At 33.0% G+C, this 18,960-nt stretch carries 22 protein-coding genes; 20 read left to right on the top strand and 2 right to left on the bottom strand.

Annotated elements, in window-relative coordinates; genetic code table 11:
- Positions 1 to 7: 7 nt before the first annotated feature.
- Together C7N41_RS06470 and C7N41_RS06465 are read right to left on the bottom strand one after the other, a co-directional pair.
- Positions 8 to 718 (bottom strand): type 1 glutamine amidotransferase, encoded by a 711-nt coding sequence (locus C7N41_RS06470; RefSeq protein ID WP_105964878.1) that lies wholly within the window; start codon positions 716 to 718, stop codon positions 8 to 10.
- Positions 718 to 2,067: a Mur ligase family protein gene (locus C7N41_RS06465; protein WP_105964877.1), complete on the bottom strand. Its 1,350-nt coding sequence runs from the start codon at positions 2,065 to 2,067 to the stop codon at positions 718 to 720. The genes C7N41_RS06470 and C7N41_RS06465 overlap by 1 nt, the downstream gene beginning before the upstream one ends.
- 175 nt (positions 2,068 to 2,242) lie before the next feature.
- Between C7N41_RS06465 and C7N41_RS06460 the strand changes: the two genes are divergently transcribed.
- From C7N41_RS06460 to C7N41_RS06365, 20 genes are all read left to right on the top strand, one after another.
- A complete protein-coding gene (locus tag C7N41_RS06460) occupies positions 2,243 to 2,827 on the top strand; it encodes a thymidine kinase (RefSeq protein ID WP_105964876.1) in 585 nt (194 codons plus the stop codon).
- 12 nt (positions 2,828 to 2,839) lie between these two features.
- On the top strand, positions 2,840 to 3,922 hold the full coding sequence (gene prfA, locus C7N41_RS06455; RefSeq protein ID WP_105964875.1) for a peptide chain release factor 1: 1,083 nt from the start codon (positions 2,840 to 2,842) through the stop codon (positions 3,920 to 3,922).
- Entirely contained in the window at positions 3,915 to 4,757 is an 843-nt protein-coding gene (prmC, locus tag C7N41_RS06450; RefSeq protein WP_105964874.1) for a peptide chain release factor N(5)-glutamine methyltransferase, read from the top strand. The genes prfA and prmC overlap by 8 nt, the downstream gene beginning before the upstream one ends.
- A gap of 17 nt (positions 4,758 to 4,774) precedes the next feature.
- Entirely contained in the window at positions 4,775 to 5,797 is a 1,023-nt protein-coding gene (locus C7N41_RS06445; protein ID WP_105964873.1) for an L-threonylcarbamoyladenylate synthase, read from the top strand.
- A gap of 79 nt (positions 5,798 to 5,876) precedes the next feature.
- Positions 5,877 to 7,118, top strand: coding sequence for a serine hydroxymethyltransferase (gene glyA / locus C7N41_RS06440; protein ID WP_105964872.1), 1,242 nt, complete (start codon positions 5,877 to 5,879; stop codon positions 7,116 to 7,118).
- Between the two features lie 20 nt (positions 7,119 to 7,138).
- A complete protein-coding gene (upp, locus tag C7N41_RS06435) occupies positions 7,139 to 7,771 on the top strand; it encodes a uracil phosphoribosyltransferase (RefSeq protein WP_105964871.1) in 633 nt (210 codons plus the stop codon).
- A 233-nt stretch (positions 7,772 to 8,004) separates the two neighbouring features.
- Positions 8,005 to 8,721 (top strand): F0F1 ATP synthase subunit A, encoded by a 717-nt coding sequence (gene atpB, locus C7N41_RS06430; RefSeq protein ID WP_105964870.1) that lies wholly within the window; start codon positions 8,005 to 8,007, stop codon positions 8,719 to 8,721.
- 29 nt (positions 8,722 to 8,750) lie between these two features.
- Positions 8,751 to 8,963, top strand: a complete 213-nt coding sequence (gene atpE / locus C7N41_RS06425) for a F0F1 ATP synthase subunit C (RefSeq protein WP_105957131.1) — start codon at positions 8,751 to 8,753, stop codon at positions 8,961 to 8,963.
- Between the two features lie 44 nt (positions 8,964 to 9,007).
- Complete coding sequence (gene atpF / locus C7N41_RS06420) at positions 9,008 to 9,544, top strand: F0F1 ATP synthase subunit B (protein ID WP_105964869.1); 537 nt, start codon at positions 9,008 to 9,010, stop codon at positions 9,542 to 9,544.
- Entirely contained in the window at positions 9,534 to 10,076 is a 543-nt protein-coding gene (gene atpH / locus C7N41_RS06415) for an ATP synthase F1 subunit delta (RefSeq protein WP_105964868.1), read from the top strand. Before atpF ends, atpH begins: the two co-directional genes overlap by 11 nt.
- Before the next feature lie 31 nt (positions 10,077 to 10,107).
- Positions 10,108 to 11,640, top strand: a complete 1,533-nt coding sequence (gene atpA, locus C7N41_RS06410; RefSeq protein ID WP_105964867.1) for a F0F1 ATP synthase subunit alpha — start codon at positions 10,108 to 10,110, stop codon at positions 11,638 to 11,640.
- A 21-nt stretch (positions 11,641 to 11,661) separates the two neighbouring features.
- Positions 11,662 to 12,564: a F0F1 ATP synthase subunit gamma gene (locus C7N41_RS06405; RefSeq protein ID WP_105964866.1), complete on the top strand. Its 903-nt coding sequence runs from the start codon at positions 11,662 to 11,664 to the stop codon at positions 12,562 to 12,564.
- A gap of 33 nt (positions 12,565 to 12,597) precedes the next feature.
- Positions 12,598 to 14,004, top strand: coding sequence for a F0F1 ATP synthase subunit beta (atpD, locus tag C7N41_RS06400; protein ID WP_105964865.1), 1,407 nt, complete (start codon positions 12,598 to 12,600; stop codon positions 14,002 to 14,004).
- Between the two features lie 12 nt (positions 14,005 to 14,016).
- A complete protein-coding gene (locus C7N41_RS06395; RefSeq protein WP_105964864.1) occupies positions 14,017 to 14,436 on the top strand; it encodes a F0F1 ATP synthase subunit epsilon in 420 nt (139 codons plus the stop codon).
- A 101-nt stretch (positions 14,437 to 14,537) separates the two neighbouring features.
- On the top strand, positions 14,538 to 14,756 hold the full coding sequence (locus tag C7N41_RS07985; RefSeq protein WP_105964863.1) for a DUF1146 domain-containing protein: 219 nt from the start codon (positions 14,538 to 14,540) through the stop codon (positions 14,754 to 14,756).
- 24 nt (positions 14,757 to 14,780) lie between these two features.
- Positions 14,781 to 16,070 carry a UDP-N-acetylglucosamine 1-carboxyvinyltransferase gene (gene murA, locus C7N41_RS06385; RefSeq protein ID WP_105964862.1) on the top strand — a complete coding sequence of 430 codons (1,290 nt, stop codon included), beginning with the start codon at positions 14,781 to 14,783 and terminating at the stop codon, positions 16,068 to 16,070.
- 93 nt (positions 16,071 to 16,163) lie between these two features.
- The gene (mreB, locus tag C7N41_RS06380; RefSeq protein ID WP_105964861.1) at positions 16,164 to 17,162 is read left to right on the top strand and encodes a rod shape-determining protein; all 999 of its coding nucleotides are present in this window, start codon (positions 16,164 to 16,166) and stop codon (positions 17,160 to 17,162) included.
- 16 nt (positions 17,163 to 17,178) lie between these two features.
- Positions 17,179 to 17,454: a membrane protein insertion efficiency factor YidD gene (yidD, locus tag C7N41_RS06375; protein WP_211097628.1), complete on the top strand. Its 276-nt coding sequence runs from the start codon at positions 17,179 to 17,181 to the stop codon at positions 17,452 to 17,454.
- Between the two features lie 42 nt (positions 17,455 to 17,496).
- Complete coding sequence (locus C7N41_RS06370) at positions 17,497 to 17,718, top strand: DUF2969 family protein (RefSeq protein WP_105964859.1); 222 nt, start codon at positions 17,497 to 17,499, stop codon at positions 17,716 to 17,718.
- Positions 17,719 to 17,751: 33 nt separating this feature from the next.
- Positions 17,752 to 18,957: an FtsW/RodA/SpoVE family cell cycle protein gene (locus C7N41_RS06365; RefSeq protein ID WP_105964994.1), complete on the top strand. Its 1,206-nt coding sequence runs from the start codon at positions 17,752 to 17,754 to the stop codon at positions 18,955 to 18,957.
- Positions 18,958 to 18,960: the final 3 nt, after the last annotated feature.

Raw genomic sequence — 18,960 nt, 5'->3', positions numbered from 1 at the left:
TTTTTGATTAATAAGATTTTTCAACATCCATTTGTTCTAGTCTTGAAAAGTCATCATTAGGATAACGTCTTTTTAGTGCTTTAATTAAAATATGTTTAGCAATGATGTTATTTCTAGCTAAAATTGGTCCATGAAAGTAGGTACAATAAACATTTTTGTAAATAGCACCTTCAGCTTTATCTTGACCATTGTTACCATAACCTTTTTCAACATCACCTAAAGGACGTTCTCCTTTGCCTGTGTAAGTGACACCTTGGTGATTTTCGAATCCATGGTATTGTTCACCAGTTTCTTCATTTTTAATTAAAATGTTACCAATGAAACGATTATCATGTTGTTGTTCTGTATAATGATCTAATACGCCAATACCAGGAATTTTATCGCCATTAGCATCAATATAATATTTACCTAGTAGTTGAAAACCACCACAGATTGCTAATAGACAACCATCTGATTCAATAAATTTTTTGATTTCATCTTTTTTAGTTTGAATATCTTTTGAAACAATAGTTTGTTCAAAATCTTGGCCACCACCAAATACAGCAATATCATAATCATCTGCTTTAAAGCCTTCATCTAAGCTGACCACGTTAGATTGCACATCAATCCCCATTTTTTTGCCATAATATTTTAAAACTAAAATATTACCTAAATCACCATAGGTGTTCATTAAATCGCCATATAGATGAGCAATATTTAGTGTATATTTATTTGCCATTATTCAATGCCTCCCTTGATGTATCCTTTTTCTGCAAAATCTTTTCTAAGTTTCATCATTGCAGTATAAGTAGCTAAAATATATACCTTATTTGTTGGTAAGTCTGGGATGTCATTTACTACTTTTTCTAGATCTGGCTCAACATCATGAATGTTTTCATCAACACCAGCTACTTTTAATCTAAAGGTAATATCACGATATCTTTCGCCACCTGTGATATATTTTTTAATTGGCATATCCTTTAAGCGTTCAAATTCGCCATCCCAGATCCAACTAGTATCAATTCCATCAGCATAGTTAGCATTTAATAGACCAATAAATGAAAACTCTTCTTTTTCTTTTGAAATCATATCAATAACTTGATTCAATCCAACGGGATTCTTAACTAAAATTAAAGTAACATCTTTGCCTTCAACATTAATTTGTTCTTGGCGACCAAAGACTCTTTCATTAGAATGAAAAGCTTCAGCAGCTTTTTCAGGTTCAATCCCTAAAAAGCGGCCGACTGAATATGCAGCTAGTGCATTATAAATGTTATAAACGCCACCAATACCGATTGATAATTCTTGTCCATCCACAGTAAATGATGATGAATTAGGAGTTAATTGACCCAATTGGGTTAATTCATGACTTAAAATGGGACGCTTAAAACCGCAATGAGGACAGAAATAATTACCTAAGTTAGCATAACTAATATAGTGATAGTGCAAAATGTTTTCACAAACTGGACATAAAATACCATCAGTATTAGGTTCTGCCTTCATATCCTTTTCATCATTATGATTTTTAAATCCATAATATATTTTAGGATTAGGTAAGTCTACAGAATTAAAGATAGGTGCATCACCATTAGCGATAATAGTAGCTTTGGGTGCTAATTTCACACCATCAATAATCTTTTTGTAAGTAGTATAGATTTCACCATAGCGATCCATTTGATCACGAAAAATATTGGTAAAGACAAATGCAACCGGTTTAATATACTTAGTTAATTTAACTACATTTGCTTCATCCACTTCTAAAACTGCAAGTGGACGTTTATTCTTATTATTTTTGGCTTTTAAAAAGGTAGTAACTAATCCTTGTTCCATGTTAGATCCAGAAGGATTGGTTAATACATTATCGTATTTTGTTTTTAAAACTTGGACAGTAAGGGCAGTTGTTAAAGTCTTACCATTAGTACCAGTAATAACAACTACATCATAGTTTTTTCCTAAATGTTTTAAGATAGCAGGATCAATCTTAGTAGTTATTTTACCTGGTAATGAACTTCCACCATTCATGAAAGTATGTAAGAACCAGTATGATGATTTTCCAGCAATAGTTGCTAGTTCGCTTCTAAGTGACATTGTGAATGCGCTCCTTATTGATATAATATTCAAAATTTTATCACACTTTACTATTATAGACCGTAAAAGTGCATATAATTATGTCAATTTTATTAACTTTATTTCATACTATCGAAATTAGTCTGTAAATCAGCTATAATAATAATGAAAATAAAAAGAGAAAGCGAGTTGTACCATGGCTCAACTATATTATCGTTATGGGGCAATGAATAGTGGTAAAACTATTGAAATTATTAAAGTTGCTCATAATTATGAGGAACAAGGTAAATCAGTAATTATTATGACTAGTGCTCTAGATACCAGAGAAGAAAGAGGAACCGTTTCTTCAAGAGTAGGTTTAAGTAGAAGTGCGCATGTAATTGATACTCAATCTGACTGTTTTGAAATGGTAAAACAAATTAATCCAGATGCCAGTTGTATTTTAGTTGATGAAGCACAGTTTCTAAGTAGAGCAAATGTACTACAATTTGCTAAAATTGTTGATGAACTGAATATCCCAGTAATTGCTTTCGGATTAAAAAATGATTTTCAAAATAAATTATTTGAAGGTTCTGAAAACTTGCTCCTTTATGCAGATAAAATCGAAGAAATGAAAACAATTTGTTGGTTCTGTGGTAGAAAAGCCATTATGAATTTACGCTTTCATGATGCTAAACCAGTTTATGAAGGTGAGCAAATTCAAGTTGGCGGTAATGAATCATACTACCCAGTTTGTCGCAAACATTACTTCAACCCACCATTAGATTTAATCGGAAAGTGAGGACTTTAATTTATGGATGAAATATTTGAAAAGTTACAAGCGGTTGTTGACCGTTATGATGAATTAAATGAATTAATTAGTGATCCAGAAGTGATTGCTGATACAAAACGTTTTATGGCTTTATCTAAAGAAGAAGGTAGTCTTCGTGATATTGTTAGTGAATTTAATAAATATAAAAAGATTACTGCTCAGTTAGATGAAGATAAAGAAATGCTAGCTGAAAAGTTAGACGATGATATGAACGAAATGGTTAAAGGCGAAATTAGTGAACTTGAACCACAAAAAGCAGAATTAGAAGAAAAAATGAAAATCATGTTATTACCTAAAGATCCTAATGATGATAAAAATATTATTATGGAAATTCATGGTGCTGCTGGTGGTGACGAAGGTAGTCTATTTGCTGCTGATTTATACGATATGTATATTCGTTACGCTGAAAAGCAAGGTTGGAAAACTTCTATTATTGATCAAAGTGATACTGAAGTAGGTGGTTTTAAAGAAATTGCCATTATGATTCAGGGTGAAAAAGTTTACTCTAAACTTAAATTTGAAAATGGAGCTCATCGTGTACAACGTGTGCCTGCAACCGAATCAGCAGGCCGTATTCATACTTCCACTGCGACTGTTGGGGTTATGCCTGAAGCTGAAGATGTTGATATTGATATTGATCCTAAAGATATCAAAACTGATGTTTATCGTGCTTCTGGTGCTGGTGGACAACATGTTAACAAGACTTCATCTGCGGTTAGAATGACTCATTTGCCTACTGGAATTGTAGTTGCTATGCAAGATGAACGTTCACAACAACAAAACCGTGCAAAAGCAATGCAAGTTTTAAAAGCTCGTGTTTATGACTATTACCAACAACAAGAAGAAGATAAATATGATTCCGAAAGAAAGGCTGCCATTGGTACTGGTGATCGTTCCGAAAGAATTAGAACTTATAATTATCCACAAAATCGTGTAACTGATCATCGTATTGGTTTAACTTTAAATAAGTTAGATAAAGTGATGAATGGAGATTTGGACGAAATTATTGATGCCTTAATTGTTTCTGACCAAGCTAAGAAGTTGGAGCAGTTAAAGAATGAATAAGATGACATATTTTGAAGCCCAAAAAAGGGCTTCTTTGTGTATAGAGGATAAAAATTTGGATAAAGAAATTGCCAAATTTTTGATGATGGAAAGATTTAATTTAGATACTACTCACTTATTACTTCATTATCGTGATGAAATGAACGAAAATGATTTAAAACAATATTTTAATGACGTTAATAAATATATTGAGGGATACCCTCCACAATATATTATTGGTAAAGCTAATTTCTTTGGACATGAATTTTATGTTGATAGGAATGTCTTAATTCCACGCCCAGAAACAGAAGAATTAGTTGAATGGGTACTATCTGACTATGGTTCCAAAGATAAATTAAGCATTTTAGATATGGGAACAGGTAGTGGAGCAATCGCCGTTTCATTAAAAATGGAAAAGAATAATTGGAATGTTGATGCTGCTGATATATCAGATGGTGCTTTATCAGTTGCTAAAAAAAATGCTAAAGCTAACCAAGTTGATGTAAAATTTATTAGTAGTGACTTATTTGAAAATATTAATCAAGATTATGATGTAATAATAAGTAATCCTCCATATGTAGCAGATGATGAACTTAAGTATATGGATGCTAGTGTTATTCAATATGAACCGCATGAAGCATTGTTTGCTAAAAATCATGGCCTATTTATATATGAAAGAATTGCTAGTTATATTCAGTCTATCTCATTTCATCATCATGGTGATTTATATCTAGAAATAGGTTTTAAACAAAAATCAGCAGTTGTCGATATTTTTAATAAAAAACTGCCTAATGCTTTGATTACTACCAGGGATGATTTTTATGGTAATCCTAGAATGGTAAGAGTCAGATATTAAAAGGAAAGTGATAAATTATGGATACAAATATTTATACTAAAAAAGATTTAAAGCTTGCTGCTAAGGACATTAATGATGGTCAATTAGTATCATTTCCAACAGAAACTGTTTATGGTTTAGGTGCAGATGCCACCAATGAAAAAGCAGTTAAAGCAGTATATGCTGCAAAAGGCCGTCCAAGTGATAATCCTTTAATTGTGCATGTTGACGGACCAGATATGGTTAAACAATACGCCCAACCATTATCGAAAGAAGCACAAAGTTTATTAGATACTTTTTGGCCAGGACCATTAACAATTATTTTTAAATTAAAACCTGATGTTTTATCTAAAGCAGTTACTGGTGGCCTAGATACAGCTGCTTTTAGAAATCCTAACAATGATGTGACATTATCATTAATTAGAGAGGCTGGAGTGCCCATTGTAGGTCCTTCAGCTAATACTTCTGGTAAACCTAGTCCAACTAAAGCAGAACATGTTTATCATGACTTAAAGGGAAAAATTGCAGGAATCTTAGATGATGGTGAATCTAAATATGGTGTTGAGTCTACAGTTTTAGATATGTCTACTGATAAGCCAGCTATTCTTAGACCAGGTGCAATTACTGCAGAACAAATTTCTAAAGTCATTCATAAGCCAGTTTTGGATCAAAGAACTAAAGTGGCAGATGATCAAGTTCCCAAAGCTCCAGGTATGAAATATAAGCATTACGCACCTAATGCTCAAGTTTATATTGTTGATGACGAAGATGAATGGCAAGAAGCAGTTGATTGGGCTGCTAAACAAGACCATCCAGTTGGTATTATGGCGGACAATCATAATATTAATGGTTATGATTGGTCAGATAATGTTGAAACTTTTAGTTTAGGCGATAACGTTAATTCTGCTAGTCATTTATTATTTGCCGGATTAAGACATTTTGATAATGAACCAGAAGTTAAATCGATTTTAACTCAGGCATTTTCATCTGATGGAATTGGTGAAGCTTATATGAATAGACTAAATAAATCAGCTGGCCAAGTTCATTTTCATTTAAGATAAAGATGCATTTTTATTATTTATAATTTATACTTTAGATGTAACTTATATTTAGTAACCTATATTTGGAGGAGAGAACGCCATGAATTATGATTATGTAAATGTAGATAAAGAATTGTGGAATGCAATCCATGATGAAAAAGATAGACAGGAACATACTATTGAACTGATTGCCTCTGAAAACATTGCTTCAAATGCTGTGATGGCAGCTCAAGGTTCGGTATTAACTAATAAATATGCTGAGGGTTATCCAGGTAAGCGATACTACGGAGGTTGTGACTTCGTTGATGTTTCTGAAAGCCTAGCAATTGATCGTGCCAAAAAATTATTTGGTGCTGAATATGTCAATGTGCAACCACATTCAGGTTCACAGGCTAATCAAGCTGCGTATGCTGCATTTTTAAAACCTGGTGATAAAATCTTAGGAATGGATTTAAATGCTGGGGGTCATTTAACTCATGGTGCTAAAGTTAACTTTTCTGGGAAAATTTACAAATCATATTCTTATGGATTAGATCCTAAAACAGAGGAACTAAATTATGATGCTATCTTAGAAGAGGCTAAAGAAATTAAGCCACAACTAATCGTTGCCGGAGCTTCTGCATATAGTAGAACTATTGACTGGAATAAATTTAGAGCAATTGCTGATGCAGTGGGCGCATATTTAATGGTAGATATGGCTCATATTGCAGGTCTAGTTGCAACTGGATTACATCCTAGTCCAATTGGCATTGCTGATGTTGTTACAACGACTACCCATAAAACTTTAAGAGGCCCTCGTGGTGGGATGATCTTATCACAAGCAAAGTATGCTAAAAAATTAAATTCCTCATTGTTTCCTGGTACCCAGGGTGGTCCTTTAGAACATGTCATTGCTGGTAAAGCAGCTTGCTTTTTTGAAGATTTGCAACCATCTTTTAAAACTTATTGTGAACAAGTAATTAAAAATGCTAAAGCAATGGCTGATGAATTTAAAAACTCTCCAAATATTAAAGTAGTTTCAGGTGGAACCGATAATCATTTAATGGTCTTAGATTTAACTAATACGCAATTGAATGGTAAGGAAACTCAAGCATTATTAGATACATTAAAAATTACAACTAACAAGGAAGCCATTCCTGATGAACAATTAAGTCCATTTGTTACTAGTGGATTAAGATTAGGGACTCCAGCAATTACTTCTCGTGGTTTTAATGAAGATGATTCAAGAGAAGTTGCCAGATTAATATCTAAAGCAATTGAAAATCATGATGATTCTTCTGTATTAGATAAAGTTAAAGAACAGGTACATTTATTAACAAGTAAACATCCAATTTTCAAATAGAAAAAGAGGTATTATATTAGATGGGTAATTTTGAAGTTATGAATCATCCTTTGATTCAACATAAATTAACAATTATTAGAAATAAAGATTGTGGAACTCGTGAATTTCGTGAAGTTGTCAATGAAATCGCTACTTTATTAGCATTTGAAGTTTCTCGTGATATGCCATTAGAAGATGTTGATGTAAAAACTCCAGAAGGGGTTGCACATGCAAAACGCTTAGCAGGCAAAAAAGTGGCCGTTGTTCCAATTTTAAGAGCAGGTATTGGAATGGTTGATGGAATCTTAAACTTGATTCCTGCAGCCAAAGTTGGCCATATTGGAATGTATCGTGATGAAAAAACACTTGAGCCCCATGAGTATTTTGTGAAGTTACCTAGTGATATTGATAAAAGACAAATTTTTGTCGTTGATCCAATGTTAGCTACTGGTGGTTCTGCAATTATGGCAGTAGACGCCTTAGTTAAAAGAGGCGTACCTGAATCTAATATTAAGTTTGTTTGTTTAGTAGCTGCTCCAGAAGGAGTTAAAGCTTTACAAAAAGCTCATCCTAATATTGATATTTATTCAGCTGCACTAGATGATCATTTAGAAAATGGTTATATTGTTCCTGGTTTAGGGGATGCTGGTGATAGGTTATTTGGAACTAAATAATTATAAAAAGAAGTTACTGTTTTTTTGCAGTAACTTCTTTTTTTGTATATAATAATCAACAATTAATATTCATATTTTATTTTAGCTATGTTTATTGATTTTTATTTTGAAATAACCATCGAATGGTGGTAAGATTTTAATGTATTTTACAATAAAATACATCATCTTAGAATTCATACTTACATCGTTTTTATTAATGATGTATAGTAAGCTAAGAAAAGGGGTGATATTCTGTGAATGAACCTGTTTCCACTTTTAAGCTTTTTGGTTTAACCTTTGATATTGGTAACATGGTTTCTTTAGTTGTAGTTGCTGCAATCGTATTTTTCTTTATATTTGCTTTATCTAGAAAACTACAAATTAAGCCTACTAAGAAACAAAATGTTCTAGAAATGATTGTCGAATATACAAACGGATTATCTACAAATTCGCTTTCTGCAAAGAATGCTAAGCCTTATGGATTATATGCATTTGTTTTATTCGTATTCTTATTTATTTCTAATCAATTAGGATTATTCCTAGAAGTTGCTTATAATGGAGTTACTTATGTAAAAAGTCCCACTTCCAATCCAGTTGTCACAATGACATTAGCTGTAATGGCTTTGGGTCTGGCTCATTTTGCAGGAGTTTCAAAATTAGGTTTTAAAGGGTACTTCTCAAGTACATATTTAAAACCATTTAAGTTATGGTTACCATTGAATATCTTCGAAGAGTTTGCGAACTTTCTAACTCTTGGCTTGCGTCTATTTGGTAATATATTCGCGGGTGAATTGCTACTTGGAATGGTTAGTAACTTAGCCTTTTCTCACGGAGTAATTATGGTGATTCCTAGTTTCATTTTAGGATTACTTTGGGTTGGTTTTTCAATCTTTATCGGAACTATTCAATCATTAGTTTTCGTAATCTTAACTTTCGTTTACATTTCTCAAAAGATTCAACCTGAGGAATAATTTTTTCTATTTTTAAGGAGGATTTTATCATGGGAGCAATTGCTGCTGGTATTGCCGTAGCCGGTTCTGCTATTGGTGCAGGTATTGGTAATGGTGTTGTTATTTCTAAATATCTAGAAGGAATGGTTAGACAACCAGAAATGACTGGTCAATTAAGAACTAACATGTTTATTGGTGTTGGTTTGGTCGAAGGTTTACCAATCATTACATTAGTTATGGCATTTATCTTAATGAACAAGTAATTTTTATATAAATATAACTTTTTTAAGTAAGGAGGTGTCAATAGATGCTTTCACAAACATTATTTTCTTCTGTTGCTGCAACAGAAGAAGGTGGACTAGCTATTGGTAATATTATCTTTACTGCTATTGTATTTATTGTATTAATGGCATTAATTAAGCACTATGCTTGGAAACCATTATCTGATGTAATGACTAAGCGTGCTGATAAGATTTCTAATGATATTAGTTCAGCTGAAAAGTCTCGTAAAGATGCTGAAAAATTAGCTAAAAAACGTGAAGTTGCTTTATCAAAATCACGTGATGATGCTAACGACATTATTAGTAATGCTAAAGATTCAGCACAAAAACAAAGTGAACAAATTGTTTCTGAGGCTAGAAATGATGCACAAAGTGTTAAAGCTTCTGCTCAAAAAGATATCGAGCAAGAAAGAAAAGATGCTTTGGCTAACACTAAAGATGATGTAGCAAACTTATCTGTTGAGATTGCTTCAAAAATCATTCAAAAAGAATTAAAGTCTGATGATCAAAAAGCATTGATTGATTCTTATATTGAAGGGTTGGGGAAGCAAAATGCTAGATAAGATTACATTTGCAAAACGTTATTCAAAAGTAATTTTTGAACTATTAGATTCTAATGATCAAGTTGAAGATGGCTATAATGAATTATTGCAAATCAAGCAAGTATTTGAAAATAATTCAGATTTAGGCAATTCTTTAACCGATGTTAGTTTCCCAGAAGAATATAAAAATAATTTAGCTAAACCTTTGATTGAAAATGTTGATATTGATGTTATTAAAAATCTATTGAATGTTTTGTTATCAACTAATAATATGGATGAAATTAATATGATTGTTGATGAATTTGAACAATTATATGATGAAAAGAACAAGATTGTTCGTGCAGTAGCTATTACTGCGGTTCCATTATCAGATGAACAAACAGCAAAATTATCCGATACTTTTAAAGCACGTATGAACGCAAAAAAAGTTATTTTAAATAACAAAATTGATCAAAGTATAATCGGTGGTGTAGTTATTAAATCATCGAACGTTATTTTTGATGGAAGTGTAAGTACAAAGATTAATAGTATCAAGAAACTTCTATTAAATTAATAACAATATCTATCGAAGAGGTGAAACTTTTATGAGCATTAAAGCTGAGGAAATCAGTGCTCTAATCAAGCAACAATTAGCTGGCTACAAAGATGAGCTATCTGTTGATGAAACAGGTATCGTTACTTATGTAGGTGACGGTGTTGCTCGTGCTCATGGCTTAGATAATGCGTTGTCTGGTGAGTTGCTTGAGTTTGAAAACGGGATTTTCGGTATGGCTCAAAACCTTGAAAGCAATGATGTAGGTATTGTTGTTTTAGGTGATTGTACTGGAATTCGTGAAGGCGCTACTGTAAAACGTACCGGCCAAATCATGGAAGTTCCTGTTAGTAAAGATATGATTGGTAGAACTATTAATTCATTAGGTCAACCAATCGATGGTAAAGGTGATATTAAAGCAGAATCATCTCGTCCAATTGAAAAGAAAGCACCAGGAATTATGGACAGACAAAGTGTGTCTGAACCATTACAAACTGGTATTAAAGCAATTGATTCATTAGTTCCTATTGGTCGTGGTCAACGTGAATTGATCATTGGTGATAGAAAAACTGGTAAAACTTCAGTTGCTATTGATACAATCTTAAACCAAAAAGATCAAGACATGATTTGTATTTATGTTGCAATTGGTCAAAAAGATTCAACTGTTCGTTCACAAGTTTCAACACTTGAAAAATATGGTGCAATGGATTACACAATCGTATTATCTGCTGGTCCATCAGAACCAGCTCCATTGTTATACATTGCTCCTTATGCAGGTGCTGCAATTGGTGAATACTTTATGAATCAAGGTAAGCATATTTTAGTTGTATATGATGATTTAACAAAACAAGCTAATGCTTACCGTGAATTATCACTTATTCTTCGTAGACCACCAGGTCGTGAAGCTTATCCAGGTGATATTTTCTACACTCATTCACGTTTATTAGAACGTGCTGCTAAGTTATCAGACAAATTAGGTGGCGGTTCAATGACTGCTTTACCAATTGTTGAAACTCAAGCAGGAGATGTTTCTGCATATATTCCAACCAACGTAATTTCTATTACTGATGGACAAATCTTCTTAAATTCAGATATGTTCTATTCAGGTACTCGTCCAGCTATTGATGCCGGTACTTCAGTATCTCGTGTTGGTGGAGATGCACAAATTAAAGCTATGAAGAAAGTTGCTGGTACTTTAAGACTTGATTTAGCATCATATCACGAACTACAAGCCTTTGCTCAATTTGGTTCTGATTTAGATGATGCAACTCAAGCTAAATTGAATCGTGGAGCTCGTACTGAAGAAGTTCTAAAACAACCTCTTCATGCGCCACTACCAGTTGAAAAACAAGTAATTATCTTATATTGCTTAACTCATGGTCATTTAGATAACATTGAAGTTGACGATATTGCTCGTTATCAAAATGAATTATTCGAATATTTTGATGCTTCACACCGTGACTTATTAGATTCAATTGTTGAAACTGGTCAACTACCAGATACTGATAAGTTAGATGAAGCAGTTAATGCTTTTGATAATTCATTTCAACCAACTGAAACTAAAAAAGATACACAAAATAACTAGCTTGAAGGATGGTGATAACTAATGGCTGAATCTATTAATGAAGTTAAACATCGTATTGCATCAACAAAAAGTACACATCAAATTACAACTGCAATGCAAATGGTTTCGACTGCCAAGCTAAATCGTATTCAAAAGCATTCAGTTTCATATGAACAATATGTTTCTCGTGTTAAGTCTGTTGTAATGCATTTGGCTCAGTCACATTTGTTAGACAACATTAATTCCTCAAGTAATGCAGACTCAGGTAAAGCTAAAAAGACTGCATATCTAGTTATTACTTCAGATCGTGGAATGGTTGGAAGTTACAATAGTAATGTAATTCGTGAAGCCAATGCGTTTATTGAAAAAAATACTCCTAATCCTGATGACTATATGATTTTATCTGTCGGTGGTAATGGAGCTGATTTTTACAAGAATCGCAATGTTAATGTTGCTTACGAATATCGTGGTGTTTCTGATATTCCTACATTTGCTGAAGTCAGAGAAATTGTTAAAACTGCTAATTCTATGTATGAAGATGGTGTATTTGACGAATTATATGTTTGTTATACTCATTTCATCAATAGAATCTCTTCAGAATTCAGAGCTGAAAAAATGCTACCAATGGATAGTGAAGCTATGAATGAAGGAGCAAGTAAAGATGTTAAAACATCAAAAATTAGTGCAGAATATGAAGTTGAACCTGATAAACAGGCAGTATTGAAGTCTATTTTGCCTCAATATGCTCAAAGCTTAGTTTTCGGTGCTATTCTTGATGCTAAAACTTCTGAACATTCAGCAAGTTCATCAGCAATGCAATCTGCATCTGATAATGCTGAAGATTTAATTTCAAAATTAGAATTACAATATAATCGTGCAAGACAAGCTGCTATTACTACTGAAATTACTGAAATTGTTGGTGGTCAAGAAGCACTTAAGCACTAATAACAAAAGACATGATGGGAGGAATTAACGAAAATGAGTACTGGTAAGGTTATTCAAGTTATTGGACCAGTCGTTGACGTTGAATTCCCAACGGACGCTGAATTACCTAACATTAATACTGCACTTAAAATTAACAAGGGCGAAAACGAAAGTTTAATTACTGAAGTTACTCTTGAATTAGGTGACGGAGTGTTAAGAACCATTGCTATGGACGGAACTGATGGTTTACGTCGAGGCATGGAAGCTGAAAATACAGGTGCACCTATTTCTGTACCTGTTGGTGAAAACACTTTAGGTCGTGTATTTAACGTTCTTGGTGAAACAATTGATGGCGGTCAAGAATTTGATAAAGATGCAGAACGTTGGCCAATCCATAGACAAGCACCATCTTATGATCAATTAAATCCATCTGCTGAAATTCTTGAAACAGGAATTAAAGTTATTGATTTATTAGCACCATATATTCGTGGTGGTAAAGTTGGATTGTTCGGTGGTGCCGGTGTTGGTAAAACTGTTTTAATTCAAGAATTAATTCATAATATTGCTCAAGGTCATAATGGTATCTCAGTGTTTACCGGTGTTGGTGAACGTACTCGTGAAGGTAACGATATGTACTTTGAAATGAAAGAGTCAGGTGTTCTAGACAAAACTGCCATGGTTTATGGTCAAATGAATGAACCACCTGGTGCACGTATGCGTGTTGCTTTAACTGGTTTGACTATTGCTGAATACTTCCGTGATGAAGTAGGTACCGATGTTCTATTATTCATCGATAACATTTTCAGATTTACTCAAGCTGGTATGGAAGTTTCCGCATTACTTGGTCGTATTCCATCTGCCGTTGGTTATCAACCAACATTAGCTACTGAAATGGGTCAATTGCAAGAACGTATTACATCAACTAAGAAGGGTGCTATTACATCTATTCAAGCTGTTTATGTTCCTGCCGATGATTATACCGACCCTGCTCCAGCTACAACATTTGCCCACTTGGATGCAACTACTAACTTGGAACGTTCATTAACTCAACAAGGTATTTATCCTGCTGTTGATCCATTAGCATCAACATCATCTGCTTTGGATCCATCAATTGTTGGAGATGAACATTATAAGGTAGCTACTGAAGTTCAACAAGTATTGCAAAGATACCATGAACTTCAAGATATCATTTCTATCTTAGGTATTGATGAATTGTCAGACGAAGAAAAGACTATTGTTGGTCGTGCTCGTCGTATTCAATTCTTCTTATCACAAAGTTTCAGTGTTGCTGAACAATTTACTGGTTTACCTGGTAAATATGTTCCAGTTGATCAAACTGTTGCTGGATTTAAAGCTATCTTAGATGGTAAGTATGATGATCTTCCTGAAGATGCATTTAGAAACTGTGGTCCTATTGAAGACGTAGTTGAAAATGCTAAAAAGATGAAGCAAAATAACTAAGGAGGGTTCTAATTGGCTGATAACTCAGTATTGACCGTTAGTATCGTAACTCCTGATGGTAAAGTATACGAATGTGAAACTGCTACATTAGTCGTTGTTAGAACTATGAGTGGTCAATTAGGAATTATGCCTAATCATATTCCTGTAATTGCTTCATTGGAAGTTGACGAAGCAAAAGTTACACATGACGGAAAAGAAGATGAAATTGCCGTAAACGGAGGTTTCGTAGAATTTTCTGATAACAATTTAACTATTATTGCTGATAGCGCTGAAAGACAAGGAGACATTGATGTTGATCGTGCTTCTAAAGCTCAACATCGTGCGGAAGAAAAGATTCGAGAAGCTCGTGAAAAACACGATGATCAAGAAGTCTTACGCAGTCAAGTTGCCTTAAGAAGAGCTGTTAACAGAATTAATGTTGCAAAACATTAATACAAAGACCTACAAAAATTTTGTGGGTCTTTTTTACATATTTTGTAAAAAGACAAAGTCATATTTTTATGGTATAGTTTTGATAAGAAAATGGTGAAATTATGCAAATAATAAACATTAATAACATAATAGATATAGTAATTCAGCTATTTTTTATTAGTATATCCTTTTGGTGTATAAAAGATATTCACTTAGAAAAATATGTTCGTATGCATGAGAATCAATTTAAGGTTTTACTAACATTATTGTCAATAATGCTGGGCTTTTCATGTGGTTCATTTTTTATATGGATAATTAATATATTCTATAGTTTTAGCTGATTAGTTTAATTAGGAGGTCTACCATTGGATAAAATAATTGTAAATGGTGGTAATAAATTAGCTGGAGAAGTTAATATTGAAGGCGCCAAAAATGCAGTATTGCCCATTATGGCATCGGCTATTTTAGCGGATGAAGGAGAAACGGTTTTAAATAATGTTCCACTATTATCTGATGTTTTTATAATGAGTAAAGTATTGAAATACTTAAATTTAGATATTAACTTAGATACTGATAATAATTCGATGCATTTAAGTGCTTCAAATGATATTTTACCTGAAGCACCATTAAAATATGTTTCTAAGATGCGTGCATCTATAGTTGTAATGGGACCCTTATTGGCAAGATTAGGACACGCTAAAGTTGCTTTGCCTGGTGGATGTGCAATTGGATCTAGACCAATAGATATTCATTTAAAAGGTTTTGAAGCTTTAGGCGCTAAGATTAGTCAGCATGATGGTTATGTTGAGGCTTTTTCAGATGAAGGTCTTAAGGGTGCTAATATTTATTTAGACTTTCCTAGTGTTGGTGCAACCCAAAATCTTATGATGGCTGCGACCTTAGCTGAAGGAGAAACGGTTATTGAAAATGTTGCTAGAGAACCTGAAATTGTTGATTTAGCCAATATTTTAAATAAAATGGGTGCCAAAATAACCGGGGCTGGTACCAGTAAGTTAAAAATTAAAGGTGTTAAGCATCTACATGGTACAACCCATAATGTATTACAAGATCGTATTGAAGCTGGAACTTTTATGGTGGCAGCTGCATTGACTCATGGCAATATTTTAATTAAAAATGCTGAAAGTCAATATAATGAACCATTAATTTCTAAAATGAAAGAAATGGGTGTAACTATTAAAGAAGAAGATAATGGTATTAGAGTTATTGGCCCTGATAAATTAAAACCTGTAGATATCCAAACATTGCCTTATCCAGGTTTTCCAACTGATATGCAACCACAAATGATGGTGCTTCAATTGGCTTCTAATGGTAATAGTATGTTAACCGAAACCGTTTTTGAAAATCGTTTTATGCATTTAGGTGAACTTAGTCGAATGAATGCTAAATTTCATATTAATGGTCAAACAGTTATTTTAAAAGGACCTACAGAATTTAGTGGTGCTGAAGTTTCAGCAACTGATTTAAGAGCTGCTGCAGCGTTAGTTTTAGCTGGATTAATAGCTAATGGTCAAACTCAAGTTACTAACCTAAAATATTTAGACCGCGGATATTATGATTTTCACGATAAATTAAAGAGCTTAGGTGCTGATATTAAAAGGATTTCTTTGGATACAGAAGATGAAATTACTGAGTAGTTTTTTGGAAAAATAATCTAATATCTTAAATAGTATATTCTATAAATATGATATAATATATTAATACAAGTTGATTCAGGAGGAAAATGAAAGATGGTAAAAGATATCGGCATTGATTTAGGAACTGCCAATGTTTTAATATATGTAACTGGTAAGGGAATTGTTTTAAATGAACCTTCAGTCGTTGCAGTTGATATTCAGACTAATAAGGTATTAGCTGTTGGTTCTGAAGCTTATAGAATGGTTGGTAGAACTCCAAGTAACATTAGGGCTATTCGTCCATTAAAAGATGGAGTTATTTCAGACTTTGATGTAACTGAACAAATGCTTACTTATTTTATTAATAAATTGAGCGTTAAAGGTTTTATGTCAAAGCCTAAGACTATGATTTGTGCACCTACTAATATCACAAACATTGAAAGAAAAGCTATCATCCAAGCTGCTGAAAAAGCTGGTGGTGGAAAAGTATATATTGAAGAAGAACCTAAAGTTGCAGCTATTGGTGCTGGTATGGATATCTTCCAACCTAAGGGTAATATGGTTATCGACATGGGTGGAGGAACATCTGATATTGCTGTGATTTCACTGGGTGACATTGTTGCAAGTAAATCTATTCGAGTTGCCGGTGATTCTATGAATAGCGAAATTGCTGCTTATGTTAGAGATAAGTACAAGATGGTTATCGGTGAACATACAGCTGAAAAGATCAAAATCCAAATTGGTACTGCTACTGTTGATGAAGACGATGTTAAAGAAATGGAAGTTAGAGGAAGAGACGCAATTGGTGGAATGCCAAAATCTATTACTTTAACTAGTCCAGAAGTACAATCTGCTATTTCTGATATCGTTAAACAAATTATTGAAGCTGCTAAAGATGTATTAGAAGTAGTACCACCTGAATTGGCTTCTGATATTGTTGATCGTGGAATCATGTTAACTGGTGGAGGAGCTTTATTAAGAGGCTTAGACCATGCAATCTCTAAGGAATTAACTGTACCAGTTATCATTTCAGAAAATCCTTTGGATAATGTTGCTAAAGGTGCAGGTGCTTTATTAGAACATATGAACAAAACAGAAAAGCGTAAAGATTAATATAAGAAGTAATATAATGACAAAAATTTTATTATTTTTAGTTGGTGTTTATAAAAAGTGGATTTCGCCTTTATTTCCACCCGCATGTCGTTATTACCCTACATGTTCAACTTATATGATTGATGCTATTAAAAAACATGGTCCTTTCTTAGGCTTGATTATGGGAATTTCTAGAATTCTTCGATGTCAGCCATTTGTTAAGGGTGGATATGATCCAGTTTCTGATCATTTTACTATTTTTAGAAACAAAAGAGCGAGTGATGAATATCGTCGCTCTATGAATTTGAAGTAGCCGATCTTTATTTATCGACTACTTTTATTTTTGGAGGAAAATATGTCAAAATCAAATAAAAATGTTAATGTTAAATTAGATACCAAAAAAATAGATGGAACTGATTGTGAAGTTTTATCTATTGGTAAAAAAGAAGTAGGTTATATCAAACCAAATGATGAATCAAAATTTGATGTCATTTTTGGTGAAGATGTATTTCACACAAAGAGTATCGATGAAGGTGTTGAAACATTAATTAGTCAATATCATTTACATCGAGGTTAATTATAAAATTTAATAAGGTGATGATTTAGATTGTTGAATAATTCTAATGAAAATGACAATGTTGATTCTAGAATTGACTGGCAAATAATCATTTGTGTATTATTATTAGCACTAATTGGAATTGGTTCTATTTTTATTGCCGTTTCTCATGACTCTTATTCAGGAGCTATTGTAAAGCAAATAATAACTCAATTTTTATGGTATACAATTGGAACAATTGCAATAGTAATTATTATGCAATTTGATTCTGAACAACTTTGGAAAATTGCCCCAGTTATTTATTGGGGTGCATTGCTGATGTTGGCTTCTTTATTGGTTTTATACAGTCGATCCTTTTATATTCAAACAGGAGCTAAAAGTTGGTTTCAGTTAGGATCTTTGACTTTTCAACCTGCAGAAGTTATGAAACCTGCATTTGTTGTTATGCTAGCAAGAGTAATTGTCGAACACAATCGTAATTATGGAGAACATTTAGTTAAAACAGATTTTTGGTTATTATTAAAGATGATTCTTTGGACATTACCAATTTGTGTTTTATTAAAAGTTGAAAATGATTTTGGTACAATGTTGGTTTTCTTTGCAATGCTCGGAGGATTAGCTATCGTTTCTGGAATTACCTGGAAAATTCTTGTACCAGGAATTATTTCTTTTATAACAATTGGTGGAACGGCTTTGATTTTAGTTATAACTAGTGGTGGTCGTAAAATATTAGAAGCAGTTGGTTTTCAATCTTATCAATTTGACCGTGTTAATGATTGGTTGGATCCATCTAATCCATCTAATTTAAGTGGTTCTGGTTATCAGTTATGGCAAAGTATTAAAGCAGTTGGTTCTGGTGGATTTGGTGGAACAGGATTTAATGTTTCGCATGTTTATGTACCAGTTCGTGAATCAGATATGATTTTTTCAGTCATCGGTGAAAACTTTGGATTTATCGGTGGGTTAGTATTGATTGGATTATATTTCTTCTTGATTTACCGTATGATTAGAGTAACTTTTGAAACCAAGAATATATATTATGCTTATATTGCTACTGGAATTATCATGATGATACTATTCCATGTGTTTGAAAATATTGGTATGAGTATTGGATTATTACCATTAACTGGAATTCCTTTACCATTTGTTAGTCAAGGTGGTTCAGCATTGATTGGTAATATGATTGGAATCGGCTTAATTATGTCCATGCAATACCATAATTATGGATCGATGTTTAGTTCTAGCAAAGATTTTTCATAGTAT

It is taken from the genome of Apilactobacillus micheneri, assembly GCF_002993975.1.
Lineage (GTDB): Bacteria > Bacillota > Bacilli > Lactobacillales > Lactobacillaceae > Apilactobacillus > Apilactobacillus micheneri.
This window is presented reverse-complemented; position numbering and strand designations above follow the sequence as displayed.